This is a genomic window from Pseudomonas sp. WOUb67, from assembly GCF_050058005.1.
GTDB lineage: Bacteria > Pseudomonadota > Gammaproteobacteria > Pseudomonadales > Pseudomonadaceae > Aquipseudomonas > Aquipseudomonas putida_R.
This window is the reverse complement of the sequence record NZ_CP170112.1, coordinates 855,356-868,881: the sequence shown is the minus strand read 5'-3', so window position 1 is coordinate 868,881 and position 13,526 is coordinate 855,356. Positions and strand designations below refer to the sequence as shown.

Here is a 13,526-nt window from a genome sequence, read left to right as displayed (position 1 = left end):
TGCGCAAAGTTTATTGGATCCATTTTTTGCCGATTTTTGTCAAATCACAGGGAAAAACCCTGCCCTGTAAAACCACGACGCACACTTGTTGCGCCTGCCGTGGCAACCCTCGCTATCCTTGACCGAGCCGCAGGAAGCGGCCCCTTTCAGCGACAACGGAGCGTCCATGTCCCTAGCCCTCGTCCACAGCCGCGCCCAGGTGGGTGTACAGGCACCGGCGGTCAGCGTCGAAACCCACCTGGCCAACGGCCTGCCCCATCTCACCCTGGTCGGCCTGCCCGAAACCACGGTCAAGGAAAGCAAGGACCGGGTACGCAGTGCCATCGTCAACTCCGGGCTGAACTACCCGCAGCGGCGCATTACCCAGAACCTGGCCCCCGCCGACCTGCCCAAGGATGGCGGGCGCTATGACCTGGCCATTGCCCTGGGCATCCTTGCCGCCGACGGCCAGGTACCCGCGGCCAGCCTCGCCGAGGTCGAGTGCCTGGGCGAACTGGCGTTATCTGGCAAATTGCGTGCGGTGCAGGGCGTACTGCCGGCGGCCCTGGCGGCACGCGAGGCGGGCCGGGCGCTGGTGGTACCGCGGGAGAACGCCGAGGAAGCCAGCCTGGCCGGCGGGCTGGTGGTGTATGCGGTGGGGCACCTGCTGGAGCTGGTCGCCCACCTGAACGGCCAGGTGCCGCTGCCGCCCTACGCTGCCAATGGCTTGATCCTGCAGCAACGCCCCTACCCCGACCTGAGCGAGGTGCAGGGCCAGCTGGCGGCCAAGCGCGCGTTGATGCTGGCGGCGGCTGGGGCGCACAACCTGTTGTTCACCGGGCCACCCGGCACCGGCAAGACCTTGCTCGCCAGCCGCCTGCCCGGGCTGTTACCACCGCTGGACGAGCACGAGGCGCTGGAAGTGGCGGCCATCCAGTCAGTCAGCGGGCATGCACCGCTGAGCAGCTGGCCGCAGCGACCGTTTCGCCACCCCCACCACTCCGCATCCGGGCCTGCATTGGTCGGTGGCAGCAGCCGGCCGCAACCGGGCGAAATCACCCTGGCCCACCATGGCGTGCTGTTTCTCGATGAGCTGCCAGAGTTCGAGCGCCGCGTGCTGGAAGTGCTGCGCGAGCCGCTGGAATCGGGCGAAATCGTGATTGCCCGGGCCCGCGACAAGGTGCGTTTTCCGGCACGCTTTCAGCTGGTGGCGGCGATGAACCCGTGCCCTTGCGGCTACCTGGGCGACCCCACTGGCCGCTGCCGCTGCAGCACCGAGCAGATCGCGCGGTACCGCAACAAGTTGTCGGGGCCGCTGCTGGACCGCATCGACCTGCACCTGACCGTGGCCCGCGAAAGCACCACGCTGAACAACCAGCCCTGTGGTGAAGCCAGTGCCGATGTGGCCGCCAGGGTGGCGCAGGCGCGCGAGGTACAGCAGCGGCGCCAAGGGTGTGTGAATGCGTTTCTCGACCTTGAAGGGCTGCGTCGCCATTGCGGACTGCAAGCGGTAGACCAGGCGTGGCTGGAGGGGGCCTGCGAGCGGTTGACCCTGTCGTTGCGGGCGGCGCACCGGTTATTGAAAGTGGCGCGGACACTGGCGGACCTGGAGGGTTGCGAGGCGATTGGCCGGCCGCACCTGGCCGAGGCCCTGCAGTACCGGCCGGGGAGCAGCTAGATTGCCGGGGCCGCAAAGCGGCCCCAAAATCCATCAAGCAAGCCGATTTCGCCAGAACATACCGGAAACCGAATACGCCCCAGGCCCAGTCAATGCCAACCCGCCATAAAGCGCCACCAGCAACCAGGCAAATTGCCCCTGCTCCAGCGTCCAGTCCAGATGCACCACCACCAGGGCCACCAGCAACACCACCAGCACCGGCAGGCAAGCCAGGCGCGCGGCGATCCCAAGCAGCAGTAACAGCGGGCAAACCACCTCGGCAAATACCGCCAGCCCCAAGGTCAGTGGCGCACCCAGCCCAAAAGGATCTTCGATGCGCTGCAACTCCCCGCTCCAGTTCAGCAGCTTGGGCAGGCCGTGGATGAAGAGCAGCAGCAAGGCAGCCATTGCCCGTATGAACAGCAGGCCGGTGGCGGTCAGGACTGGGGATTGGGGGTCGAGGAAGGTTTTCAGGCGGGGCATGGCAAAGGGCTCGGTAATCGGTCAACCCGGTGAGAATTGCCCAGTTTCCCAATGGTTGATTGCGCTGGTGTGCTGAGATGGCTGTTTTAGCTACTGGCCTCTTCGCGGGTGAACCCGCTCCCACAGGGACCACCACAGCCGTTGAAACCGCGAAGAACCCTGTGGGAGCGGGTTCACCCGCGAAAGGGCCGGCACTGGCGACACATCACTGGCTGCCAGCCAAAGCCTCCTCAACCACCTTCAGCAATACCTCTTCAGAGAAAGGTTTGCCCAGGCAGGCCTGCGCCCCGGCGCCCATCACTGCATGTACCGCACCATCATCCCAATGTGCCGACATGCAGATCACCGGCAGGCACCACCCCTGCCGCACCAGCTCGCGCTGCACCTGAAGCCCGCTCATCCCCGGCATTTTCAGGTCGAGCAACACACAACCGGCCTGTCGCGCCAGCTCCGAACCGAGGAACACATCCCCCGCTGCAAACGACAAGGTCTCGAACCCGGCCGAACGCAGCAGGTTGGCCAGGCTCTTGCGCACCGAAGCATCGTCGTCGACGATGCACACCCATCTGTTCATGCGCCGCCCAGGCCCTCAGGCCGCGCCCCGATAACGGTGTGCATGGCCACCAGTTCGACAAGCGAGCGGGACTGCATCTTGTTCATGATGTTTTTCTTGTGCACCTTGGTTGTCACTTCGCTGGTGCCGATTTGCCTGGCAATCTGCTTGTGCGACAAGCCATCGACCACCAGCGAGAAAACCTCGCGCTCACGCGGGGTCAGGCGCTGGTACTTTTCCTCGACCTGCCGCGCGTGGCGCCATTTACGCCCATCGGCCACAGCCCTGTGCCGCACGGCCTGCAGCAGCGTCAGCAACTGGTCTTCGTCAAAAGGCTTGGTCAGGAACTCCACAGCACCGGCCCGCATGGCCTGCACCGTCATCGGGATTGTGCCGAAGCCCGTCATGAACACGATTGGCCAGGGCAGCGCCAGCCGGCGCAACGCGTCTTGCACTTCCAGCCCGGTGGTATCGGACAGGTGCATGTCCAGCAGCAGGCAGGCATAGGGGGTTTCCAGGCGGGCGTCGAACAGCGCCTCGGCACTGGCAAACAGATGATGCGGGATATCCTGCGAGCGCAGCAGGCGGCCCAGTGCCGTTCGCACCGACGGGTCATCGTCCACCACCAGCACCGGCACGTGAGTGCTGTCATCCAACGGTTCGAGGTTGTCGGCCCCGGCACACAGCGGCGATTGGCCCAGCCCATGGGAAGGGACATCAAAGCTGATCTCGGCGGCCAGGCGGTAACCCCGGCGCGGCACGGTCTGGATCAGCCCGCGGTCGCCAAAAGCCTTGCGCAGCAGGGACACCTGCACCTGCAAGTTGTTGTCCTCGACCACCGTGCCGGCCCACACCTGGCTGAACAGCTCGTCCTTGCCCACCACCCGGCCCTTGGCCTTGATCAGCGTGGCCAGCACCTCGAATGCGCGCCCGCCCAACACGATCGGCTTACCGTCGAGAAACACTTCGCGCCGCTCCAGCGACACCTGGGCATTGCCTATTCGGATCATGGCTTCCTCGCACGGGCACGGGCGTTTGCGCCGCCCCGGGCAGCCTAGGCCGACGCACACATTGAGACAATTATCCCGAGGGATAGGTTGGCCCAAGCACTATACAAGTGCCGGTCGGCGCTCAGGGTACGATAACGGACAACAGCGTGCCCGTTCCTGCCAAGCAGGCTGCAAGCCGCATCGGTACTGGGCTCGCTGCGTATACTCGCGCGTCAGGATGTCGCTGCCAGGGGGTGCCAGATGCTTGATGAACGCCTCGCTCACAGGCCCATCGATTTTGACCAGTCGATCGACGAGGGCTGGCTGAACCGGTGCCATATCACACCGCTGGGCCAGGAAGGCGAGCTCAGCTACTTCCGCCTGCGCGACGCCGTCACCGGCCAGTCCTGGATCGCTGTGCGCGCTCCGCTCGAAGCACCCGCCGCCTGCCAGCGCCTGGAGCGTGACTACCAACTGCAGCTGGACCCGCAATGGGCGGTAATCCCCTCGGCGTTCGTGCGCTCTGCCGAGGGCCCGCTGCTGGTATACCCGGCCGGCCACTCCATCGCCGACCTGCTGAGCGAAGGCCCGGCGGCCCTGGAGCCCTTTCTCGACATCGCGGTGAACGCAGCCACCGCCCTGGCCCTGGCCCATGAACGCAACGTGCTGCATGGCGCCCTCCAGCCCGAGCATGTGTGCCTGCAAGGCAACCAGCGGGTGCGCCTGGGCTGCTTTCGCGCAGGCCCGGCACAACTGATCGGCGAACAGGGCACACCGCTGGGCAACTGGTCCTACCTGGCGCCGGAGCAGGTTTGCCCGCACGGCAGTAGCAGCGACCGGCGCAGCGACATCTATGCCCTGGGCGCAATCCTTTACCAACTGCTGCTGGGCGAGCTGCCGCTGGCCGGGCGCGACACCCAACACTGGCGCCAGCTGCATGCCGGCGTGCAGCCAAGGGCCGCCTGCGAAGTGGACAGCAACGTGCCGCAGCCTTTGAGCCGGATCCTAGCCAAGGCCCTGGCCAAAGAACCGGACGCCCGATACCAGAGCGCACGCGCGCTGGCAGTAGACCTCGCCCACTGCCAGCGGCAATGGGCCAGCAGCAAGACCATGGCAGCTTTCACCCCCGGTTGCGCCGACCCGGTCGCGCCCAGCCGCACACGCCTGTATGGCCGCAGCGCAGAACAAAAAGCCATCGCCCTGATGCTCAAGGGCCTGCGCCGCGACAGCACACCCCATGCGCTGTTCATCAACGGTGCCGCCGGCATGGGCAAGTCGAGCCTGGTCGAGGCTGCGCTGAAGGGCAACGCCCACGGCTACTGGGCCATCGGCAAGTGCAACAGCCTCGCCCAGGCCGTGCCCTATGCGCCTTGGGTGGAGATCCTCGGCGCGTTGACCACCCAGCTGCTGGCAAAGAACAGCCAGGAGCTCGACACCCTGCGGCGCGAGATCTTGCGCCGCATCAAAGGCCACGGCCGGTTGCTGGGCAAGCTGGCGCCAGACCTGCAACTGATCCTCGGCCCGCTGCCCGCGCTGCCGGCAAAACCCACGCGCCTCGCGTTGCAGAAAGAGCTACGGGCGATCGTTGAATTCCTGCAGGTGTTCAGCCGCCCTGGCCAGCCACTGGTGCTGTTTCTCGATGACATGCAGTGGGCCGACGACGCCACGCAGCAGCTGCTGGCGCAACTGCTCGCACAGGCGCCCGGTAACCTGTTGCTGATCTTTGCCCGGCGCAATGACGTACAAGCCAGCAGCGCTCCACCTGCCCTGCCCGCAGCCGTGCGCAGCACCACCCTGAACCTGCGCCCGCTGGCCGTTGGCGCGGTGGCCGAGCTGATCGGCGAACGCTACCACGTCGCCCCCGACCAGACCCTGCAACTGGCCGAACTGGTGCACGACAAGACCGCCGGCAACCCGTTTTTCATCAACCAGATCCTCAGGGCCATGGTCGAGGACCAGTTGTTCACCTTCGACACCCAGGCCATGCGCTGGTCATGGTGCCTGCAGGCCGTGGCCCGGCACCGCTATTCCGACAATGTCGCCGACCTGATGGTCCACCGTCTGGTGCGCCTGCCCGCGCCCCAGCGCGACGTGCTGCGCATCGTCAGCGCAGCGGGCAGCCGATGCGATGAACGCTTGCTTCGCCGGGTCCTTGCACAAGCACCGGGCGAACCGCTGCAGGCCCTGATTGGCGCAGGCTTCCTGCTGCCGAGCCAGAAAGGCTTGGGCTTTGCCCATGACCGGGTGATGGAAGCGGCTTATCAACTCACGCCCGTGCGCGAGCGCGAATCGCTGCATGCACGCATTGCCCAGGCCATGCTGCAAACCTGGCCAGAGCATTTGCACGAAGCTCTTTTCGAGGTTGCCCATCAACTGCAACGTGCCAACCCACGCGGGTTTGCAGCGGATGACTGCGAAGTGTTCCTGCAGCTTTTACGTGAAGCGGCGTTGCGCGCGCGCGACAGCGGCGCCTTTGCACAGGCTGCGGGTTACCTGCACACGGCCGAGCAGCTGCTGCACCACGGCAGCACGCTGGAAAGCCGCGCCACGCATGGCTTTGCCATCGCCTGCATGGCAGCGGAGTGCGACATGCAACTGTCGCGCATGGCTGCGGCCGAGGCCCAGCTGGGCGAGTGCCGCCAACGCGCACGTTCGGCGCTGGATCGGGCGCGGCTGTGCCAGTTGCAGGCCCGTCTGTTCACCTTGCAGAGCGACTATCAGGCGGCCATCGACAGCGCCTTGTCAGGCCTGGAACTGCTGGGTATCCGCCTGGCACGGGGCGTCGACCGGCAACAGGTAGAGGCCAGCCATGCCCGTGTGCTGGCCATGATCGAACAAAAGGGCCGACACTGCCTGGAGTCGCTGCCACGTACCGACTCGGAGCAAGTGGCGGTGGCGATCGGCCTGCTGGCCACGCTGTCGTCATCGTTCTTCGTGCAGGACGACCTCGGTTTCCTGCACCTGGCCAAGCTCATGGAGTTGTCGCTGCTGCATGGCGTTGCCCCAGGCAGCACTTACGGCCTGGCCTGGTTCGGGGTGATGATCGCCGAGCGTTTCGGCGCCTACCACGACGGCCATGCCTATTGCCTGGCTGCGCTGAAGCTGATCGAGCGGCACGGTTTCGAGGGCGACCTGACCAGCGCGCTGCTGGCCCTGGACCAGGTCAGCGCCTGGACTTCGCCGATGGAGTTCGCCCGCCGCACCGCACTGGAAGCGGTCGACTCGGCACGCCTGAGCGGCGACCTGGCGATGGGCTGCTATGCCCGCAACCATCTGGTCTCCGACTCGCTGTTCATGGGCCGCTATCTGCCGGACGTCGCGGAGGAAGTGCAACTGGGCCTGGCCACTGTTCGCCGTTGCGGCTACAGCGATATCGAACAGATCCTGCAGGCCCAGCAAGCCTTCGTCGCCAACTTGAGCGGCGCAGCCTGCGTGGCCTCGACCACGCCGGTCAACTCAGCGACCACGCTGTTTTTCCGGCACCTGTTCACAGGCATGTCCGCCTTCTACCTGGGCAACATCCCACACGCCATGCGCAACCTGGCCAAGGCCGGTGACAATGCCTGGGCGGCGCCTGCGCATATCAACCTCGCCGACTACCACCTGTTCCACGGCCTGGCCCTGGGCAGCCCTGAGGCCCCCGCCGGCCTGGCCGACAAGCTGAGCGAGCTGCGGGGTTTGCGTGAGCGTTTCAGTCGCTGGGCCGGCTTCAACCCGGCGACCTTCCGCAACAAGCTGCTGCTGATCGAAGGCGTCATTGCCAAGCTTGAAGGTGACGGCCTGGCCGCCATCCGTTGCTTCGACCAGGCGCAGATCGCCGCCACCGCATCGGGCTTCATCCACGAGCAGGCTCTGGCCCATGAACAGCTGGCCGAGGTGTGCATCCCCAGCGGTTTGATTTCCGGCGCCAACCTGCACCTGCGCATCGCCCGCGACTGCTTCCATATCTGGGGGGCGACAGGCAAGGTGCACCAGCTGGAGGCCTTGCACCCATTCCTGCGCACCCAGCCCATCCAGGAAACCTACCGTGCCACCCACCAGGCCAAGCTCGACCTGGAAGCCGGTATCGAAGCCGCGCGTGCGCTGTCCGAGGAAGTGCTGCTCGAAGGCCTGATCGAAACCCTGATGGGCCACCTGACCCAGCATTCCGGCGCCGACCACGGCGCGCTGCTGATCGTCAGCGGTGCCGAATTCCAGATGGCCGCCCTCGCCTACATCGACGACACCGGGCTGCACGTCAGCATGGACAACTGCCAGAAGTTCATGACCCAGGCACCGCTGTCGATCATCAACACCACCATGCGCACGCGCAAACCGCTGGTGCTCAACGATGCCCAAAGCGATTGCCCCGAGGCCTTCCGCCAAGAGCTGCAAGCGCGTAACGCACGGTCGGTGCTGTGCCTGCCGCTGGTGATCCAGGGCGTGCTGATCGGCCTGGTGTACCTGGAGAACCGCCTGGTACCCAACCTGTTCGGCAGCCAGCGCCTGGCCATGCTGGAAATCCTCGCCTCACAGGCGGCGGTCTCGCTGCAGACCGCCAAGTTCTATACCCGCCTGGCCGAAGACAACCAGAGCCGCGCACAGATGGAAGCCGAACTGCGCCGCTCACGGGCGGAACTGGCGCGCAGTGCACACCTGCAGGTAATGAACGAGCTGTCGGCATCCATCGCCCACGAAATCAGCCAGCCACTGCTGGGCATCACCTCCAACGCCGCCGCCAGCCTGCGCTGGCTGAAGCGCGCCAAGCCCGACCTGGAAGAGGCGATTGCCGGCCTGGAAGACATCCGCAACGACAGCGAGCGTGCCGCCAACATCGTGCGTGCATTGCGCTCGCTGGCCAAGCAGTCGCCGGTGCAGCTCAAGGCCGTGAAGCTGGACGAGCTGATCCGCGAGGTGGTGCGCCTGACTTCGGCCGATGCCGCCAAGGGCACGGTGGACGTGCAGACACGCTTGCAGGCGGGGGTGAGCGTAATGGCCGACCCGGTGCAGTTGCAGCAGTTGGTGTTCAACCTGATCACCAATGGCCTGGAGGCGCTGGCGGGGTATCGCAGTGATGGCGTGCTGCGGATTACGTCGACGGTGATCGGGAACGGGGTGGAGATCTGTGTGGACGACAACGGGCCAGGGATTGCACCTGAGGAACGGGAGCAGGTATTCGGGGCGTTCTACACCACCAAGAGCGGTGGCATGGGGATGGGGCTGGCGATCTGCAGTTCGGTGGTGCAGGCCCATGGCGGGCAGTTGCAGGCGCTGGTGTCGGAGCTTGGCGGGTGCCGGATTCACTTCACCCTGCCTGTGAATCCCTCGTAGCCTGTACCGGCCTCTTCGCGGGCACGCCCGCTCCCACAGGGACCTCATTGGCTTTGGGCCTGAGATATCCCTGTGGGAGCGGGCGTGCCCGCGAAGAGGCCGGTACAGGTTTACATCAACGCGAAGTCAAAGCCGAATAGCTGTTCATCAGGTTGCGGTAGTTAGGAATGCGCTGCGAAAGCAGGTTACCCAACCCTTCGATGTCATTACGCCAGTCGCGGTGCAGCTCACAGGCCACCGAGAACCAGTTCATCATCTGCGCGCCCGCCTGGGTCATGCGCACCCACGCCGCCTGTTGCACGGTTTCGTTGAAGGTACCCGAGGCATCGGTCACCACGAACACTTCAAAGCCTTCAGCCAGTGCCGACAAGGTCGGGAAAGCCACGCACACATCGGTCACCACACCGGCGATGATCAGCTGCTTGCGGCCGGTGGCCTTGATGGCCTTGACGAAGTCTTCGTTGTCCCAGGCGTTGATCTGGCCAGGGCGGGCAATGTACGGCGCGTCCGGGAACATCGCTTTCAGCTCGGGTACCAGCGGGCCGTTCGGGCCTTGCTCGAAGCTGGTGGTGAGAATGGTCGGCAGGCCGAAGAACTTGGCCAGGTCACCCAGGGCCAGCACGTTGTTCTTGAACTCGTTGGGCGAGAAGTCCTGCACCAGCGAGATCAGGCCGGTCTGGTGATCCACCAGCAGGACCACGGCGTCGTCTTTGTTCAAGCGCTTGTAATCAGGTTGGCTCATGGGGTGACTCCTTGGGTTGGGAATACGGGCCGGCACTGTGCGCAAGGGCTTATACCGGTGGATAGATTCGGCTTAAGGAATGGCCTGCGCCTGGCGCCAGGCCTTGGGCGGCTGGCCAACCAGGCGGCTGAAGGCGCGGGTGAAATGGGCCTGGTCGCAAAAGCCGCACTCCAGGCTCACATGGGTGATCGGCACCTCGGTGGCGAGCAGGCGCTTGGCTTTTTCCATGCGCGCCAACAGGCGCCAGGCCTGGGGCGAGAGGCCCGTGTTGACCTTGAAGGCACGGGAGAAATGGCTGCGGGTGAGGTTGCACACGCCAGCGATCTCGATGATCGACAGCGAGCTGCGCAGCATCAGTTCCTTGGCCTGGCGCAAGCGTGCGGGCGTCAGTGCGCCGGTGGTTTGCAGCGGCTCCTGGGGCGTGCCGTGGTGCATGGCGACTCTCCTCTTGAATGCAGAAAGTCTCGCCCCCGGCACATGACAAAGTCCTGAGCCAAAGCTGAATTGTTCTTAATTGTGCGCGGCGGTATACCGTAAGATGCACGCTGTACTCAGCTACCGAGCGAAGAAGCATGCAGGTAACCGCTCACCGCACCGTGGCCATGGTGCTGTTCAACGACGTGCTGTTGCTGGACGTCACCGGCCCGATGGATGCATTTGCCATCGCCAACCGGTTTTTGCCTGAAGAGCGGCAATACCGGCTGCTCACCCTGGCCGAAGGGCAAGCAGCGGTGCGCGGGTCATGCGGGCTGAAAGTGGTAGCAGACCTGCGCCTGGAAGACTTGCCGGAAGCCGTCGACCTGTTGCTGGTACCCGGCGGCCCGGGGGCGTATGACACCGCCGTGCCAGCGCTGGAGCGCTGGTTGCCACAGGCGGTGCGCAGTGCCAGGCGCTTCGGTGCCATCTGCACCGGGGTATTCCTGCTGGGCCGGGCCGGGCTGCTGGACGGCTACCGCTGCACCACCCACTGGAATTACGTGGAGCGCCTGGCGCAGGCGTTCCCCGAGGCCAAGGTCGAGACCGAGCAGATCTACGTGATCGACCGCTGCCTGATCACTTCGGGCGGGATCACCGCAGGGATCGACCTGGCGCTGGCGGTGGTGGCCGAGGACCACGGCAAGGCGCTGGCCCTGGAAGTGGCCAAGGTGCTGTTGGTCGCCCGCCATCGCCAGGGCGGGCAAACGCCGTACGGGCCGTTGCTGGCCGCGGTACCGCGTGATGATTCGCCCATTGCCCGGGTACAGGCGCACATCGTCGACCATATCGAGCAGGCACTCACCGTGCAGAAGATGGCCGAACTGGTGGCCATGAGCAGCCGTAATTTCGCCCGCACGTTCCAGCGCGAGGTGGGGATAACGCCGTTGCAATATTTGCAGAACGCGCGGATCGACCGGGCGCGCAAGCTGCTGGAAGGCAGCGACTTGCCGTTGAAGGTGGTGGCAGCGCAGTGCGGGTTTGGCAGTGACCGGCATTTGCGCAAGGTGTTCTGTGAACGCATTGGCATGACGCCGGCGCAGTATCGGGCGCAGTTTGGTGGGGCCTGAGTCAGCCGTACTCCTGTGCCGGCCTCTTCGCGGGTAAACCCGCTCCCACAGGTACGGCGGCGCTTTCCAGGCCTGTGTTATCCCTGTGGGAGCGGGTTTACCCGCGAAGAGGCCGGCACAGGTTGTCTCATTTTCCGGGACAATCTTTCTCCCCTAAAGCAGATTGTCTAGCCACCCCACATTCCCCAGAATCGTCGGCCAAACTGTTCAAACGCTGCCCCGGCAGCTCATGGAGTAAGAGCCAATGCCACACGAAGGCAGCCTTCTGCAAACCGCGGTGATCTTTCTGCTTGCCGCAGTCGTCGCCGTCCCCTTGGCCAAGCGCCTGCAACTGGGCGCCGTGCTTGGCTACCTGCTCGCCGGTGTAGCCATCGGCCCGCAAGCGCTTGGCCTGATCCGCGACACCGAAAGCGTGGCGCATATTTCCGAGCTGGGCGTGGTCCTGCTGCTGTTCATCATTGGCCTGGAGTTGTCACCCAAACGCCTGTGGCTGATGCGCAAGTCGGTGTTCGGTGTGGGTACCGCCCAGGTGCTGCTGACCGGCGCGCTGATCGGTGCCATTGCCCTGTTCGGCTTCAGCCAGACACTGCCGGCAGCCATCGTGCTCGGCCTGGGCCTGGCGCTGTCCTCCACCGCCCTTGGCCTGCAGAGCCTGGCCGAGAGCAAGCAGCTCAACGCCCCGCACGGCCGCCTGGCGTTCGCCATCCTGTTGTTCCAGGACATCGCCGCCATCCCGCTGATCGCCCTGGTGCCGTTGCTGGCCGCCAGTGGCCCGGACACCAGCCACGGCGACAGCCTGCAACACGGCCTGAAGGTATTTGCCAGCATCGCCGTGGTGATCGTCGGTGGCCGCTACCTGCTGCGCCCGGTGTTCCGCACCGTGGCCCGCACTGGCCTGCCGGAAGTGTCCACCGCCACCGCGCTGTTGGTGGTGATCGGCACAGCCTGGCTGATGGAGGAAGCCGGCATCTCCATGGCCCTTGGCGCCTTCCTCGCCGGCCTGCTGCTGGCCGACTCGGAATACCGCCACGAGCTGGAATCGCAGATCGAACCGTTCAAAGGCCTGCTGCTGGGGCTGTTCTTCATCAGCGTGGGCATGGGCGCCAACCTGCGCCTGCTGCTGGACATGCCGCTGGTGGTGCTGGGCCTGACCCTGCTGCTGGTGGCGGTAAAGCTGGTGCTGCTGATAGGCGTCGGGCGCCTGGTCGGTGGCCTGAACAGCGCCAGCGCCCTGCGCCTGGGCATGGTGCTGGCGGCCGGTGGCGAGTTCGCCTTCGTGGTGTTCAAGCTGGGCAAGGACCAGGGCCTTTTCGACACCCAGACCTACGACCTGCTGCTGCTGACCATCACCCTGTCGATGGCCATTACCCCGCTGCTGATGCTTGGATGCGCCCGCGCCCTCAAACGCCCACAGCCGGCGCGTGAAGTGCCCGAGCAGTACAAGCAGATCCAGACGGATACGCCGCGGGTGGTGATTGTCGGCATGGGCCGCATGGGCCAGATCGTCGCGCGCATCCTGCGTGCACAGAAAATCCCGTTCATTGCCCTGGAAACCTCGGTGGACACCATCGAGATGACCCGCATGTTCGAACAGGTGCCGGTGTTCTACGGCGACCCGCTGCGCCCCGAGGTGCTGCACGCCGCCAAGGTGGGTGAGGCGGAGTACTTCATCATCACCATCGATGACCCTGAAGCGGCCATTCATACCGCTGAACGGGTGAAACGCCTTTACCCACACCTGAAGGTGCTGGCCCGGGCACGTAACCGCCAGCATGTGCACAAGTTGGTGGATGCAGGCGCCGAGCCGATTCGCGAGACGTTCTACTCCAGCCTGGAAATGACCCGCAGGGCGCTGGTGGGGTTGGGCTTGAGCGATGAACAGGCGGCGGACCGGATTGCGCGGTTTACCCAGCATGACGAAGAAGTGCTGGTGGCCCAGGGGCAAGTGCGCGATGACCGGGCCAAGGTGATGCAGACGGCCAAGGAGGCGCGGGTGGAGCTGGAGCGGTTGTTTGATTCGGATGCGGATTGAGGGGCTTTGGCGTACGCCTTGAGGGTTGTGGCGCCTATGAGATCGAGCGCCGCCCGCGCGGCGCATCGCGAGCTGCGCTCGCTCCTACGTTTGTTTCGGGCCAATTATTCCTGGGGAATTTGCGCGCGTACGCCTTGGCACATGGCGCAATATCGCGTCGTACAAACAAGGCGGTCGCGCGCGTCTGCCGCAGGCGTTACTGGCCCGAAACAAACGTAGGAGCGAGCGCAGCTCGCG

General features: G+C 65.1%; 9 protein-coding genes. 4 read left to right on the top strand and 5 right to left on the bottom strand.

All coding sequences use genetic code 11. The annotated features are described in order from the left end of the window. Window positions 1-166 precede the first annotated feature (166 nt). A complete protein-coding gene (locus ABOC32_RS03865; protein WP_426810179.1) occupies window positions 167-1,657 on the top strand; it encodes a YifB family Mg chelatase-like AAA ATPase in 1,491 nt (496 codons plus the stop codon). 33 nt (window positions 1,658-1,690) lie between these two features. Here the strand turns inward: ABOC32_RS03865 and ABOC32_RS03860 are convergent, their stop codons facing one another. The 3 genes from ABOC32_RS03860 to ABOC32_RS03850 form a co-directional block, all read right to left on the bottom strand. Next, window positions 1,691-2,119: a DoxX family protein gene (locus ABOC32_RS03860; protein WP_426810178.1), complete on the bottom strand. Its 429-nt coding sequence runs from the start codon at window positions 2,117-2,119 to the stop codon at window positions 1,691-1,693. 205 nt (window positions 2,120-2,324) lie between these two features. Continuing rightward, entirely contained in the window at window positions 2,325-2,693 is a 369-nt protein-coding gene (locus ABOC32_RS03855) for a response regulator transcription factor (protein ID WP_426810177.1), read from the bottom strand. Then, window positions 2,690-3,682: a response regulator gene (locus ABOC32_RS03850; RefSeq protein WP_426810176.1), complete on the bottom strand. Its 993-nt coding sequence runs from the start codon at window positions 3,680-3,682 to the stop codon at window positions 2,690-2,692. The genes ABOC32_RS03855 and ABOC32_RS03850 overlap by 4 nt, the downstream gene beginning before the upstream one ends. A gap of 240 nt (window positions 3,683-3,922) precedes the next feature. Between ABOC32_RS03850 and ABOC32_RS03845 the strand changes: the two genes are divergently transcribed. Then, on the top strand, window positions 3,923-8,971 hold the full coding sequence (locus ABOC32_RS03845) for a trifunctional serine/threonine-protein kinase/ATP-binding protein/sensor histidine kinase (RefSeq protein WP_426810175.1): 5,049 nt from the start codon (window positions 3,923-3,925) through the stop codon (window positions 8,969-8,971). 115 nt (window positions 8,972-9,086) lie between these two features. On the opposite strand, the gene ycaC is transcribed toward ABOC32_RS03845, so the two are convergent. Both ycaC and ABOC32_RS03835 read right to left on the bottom strand, forming a co-directional pair. Continuing rightward, the gene (gene ycaC, locus ABOC32_RS03840; protein WP_426810174.1) at window positions 9,087-9,713 is read right to left on the bottom strand and encodes an isochorismate family cysteine hydrolase YcaC; all 627 of its coding nucleotides are present in this window, start codon (window positions 9,711-9,713) and stop codon (window positions 9,087-9,089) included. Window positions 9,714-9,785: 72 nt separating this feature from the next. Continuing rightward, the gene (locus ABOC32_RS03835) at window positions 9,786-10,148 is read right to left on the bottom strand and encodes a helix-turn-helix domain-containing protein (RefSeq protein WP_086978482.1); all 363 of its coding nucleotides are present in this window, start codon (window positions 10,146-10,148) and stop codon (window positions 9,786-9,788) included. Between the two features lie 137 nt (window positions 10,149-10,285). Between ABOC32_RS03835 and ABOC32_RS03830 the strand changes: the two genes are divergently transcribed. Both ABOC32_RS03830 and ABOC32_RS03825 read left to right on the top strand, forming a co-directional pair. Further along, window positions 10,286-11,257: a GlxA family transcriptional regulator gene (locus ABOC32_RS03830; protein WP_426810173.1), complete on the top strand. Its 972-nt coding sequence runs from the start codon at window positions 10,286-10,288 to the stop codon at window positions 11,255-11,257. 244 nt (window positions 11,258-11,501) lie between these two features. After that, window positions 11,502-13,289 (top strand): monovalent cation:proton antiporter-2 (CPA2) family protein, encoded by a 1,788-nt coding sequence (locus ABOC32_RS03825; protein ID WP_086978480.1) that lies wholly within the window; start codon window positions 11,502-11,504, stop codon window positions 13,287-13,289. Window positions 13,290-13,526: the final 237 nt, after the last annotated feature.

Excerpts from the sequence above, each read along its gene's own strand:
- ABOC32_RS03865 (WP_426810179.1), top strand. The coding sequence starts at position 167 with ATGTCCCTAGCCCTCGTCCACAGCCGCGCCCAGGTGGGTGTACAGGCA.
- ycaC (WP_426810174.1), bottom strand. The coding sequence starts at position 9,713 with ATGAGCCAACCTGATTACAAGCGCTTGAACAAAGACGACGCCGTGGTC.
- ABOC32_RS03845 (WP_426810175.1), top strand. The coding sequence starts at position 3,923 with ATGCTTGATGAACGCCTCGCTCACAGGCCCATCGATTTTGACCAGTCG.
- ABOC32_RS03860 (WP_426810178.1), bottom strand. The coding sequence starts at position 2,119 with ATGCCCCGCCTGAAAACCTTCCTCGACCCCCAATCCCCAGTCCTGACC.
- ABOC32_RS03825 (WP_086978480.1), top strand. The coding sequence starts at position 11,502 with ATGCCACACGAAGGCAGCCTTCTGCAAACCGCGGTGATCTTTCTGCTT.
- ABOC32_RS03855 (WP_426810177.1), bottom strand. The coding sequence starts at position 2,693 with ATGAACAGATGGGTGTGCATCGTCGACGACGATGCTTCGGTGCGCAAG.
- ABOC32_RS03835 (WP_086978482.1), bottom strand. The coding sequence starts at position 10,148 with ATGCACCACGGCACGCCCCAGGAGCCGCTGCAAACCACCGGCGCACTG.
- ABOC32_RS03830 (WP_426810173.1), top strand. The coding sequence starts at position 10,286 with ATGCAGGTAACCGCTCACCGCACCGTGGCCATGGTGCTGTTCAACGAC.
- ABOC32_RS03850 (WP_426810176.1), bottom strand. The coding sequence starts at position 3,682 with ATGATCCGAATAGGCAATGCCCAGGTGTCGCTGGAGCGGCGCGAAGTG.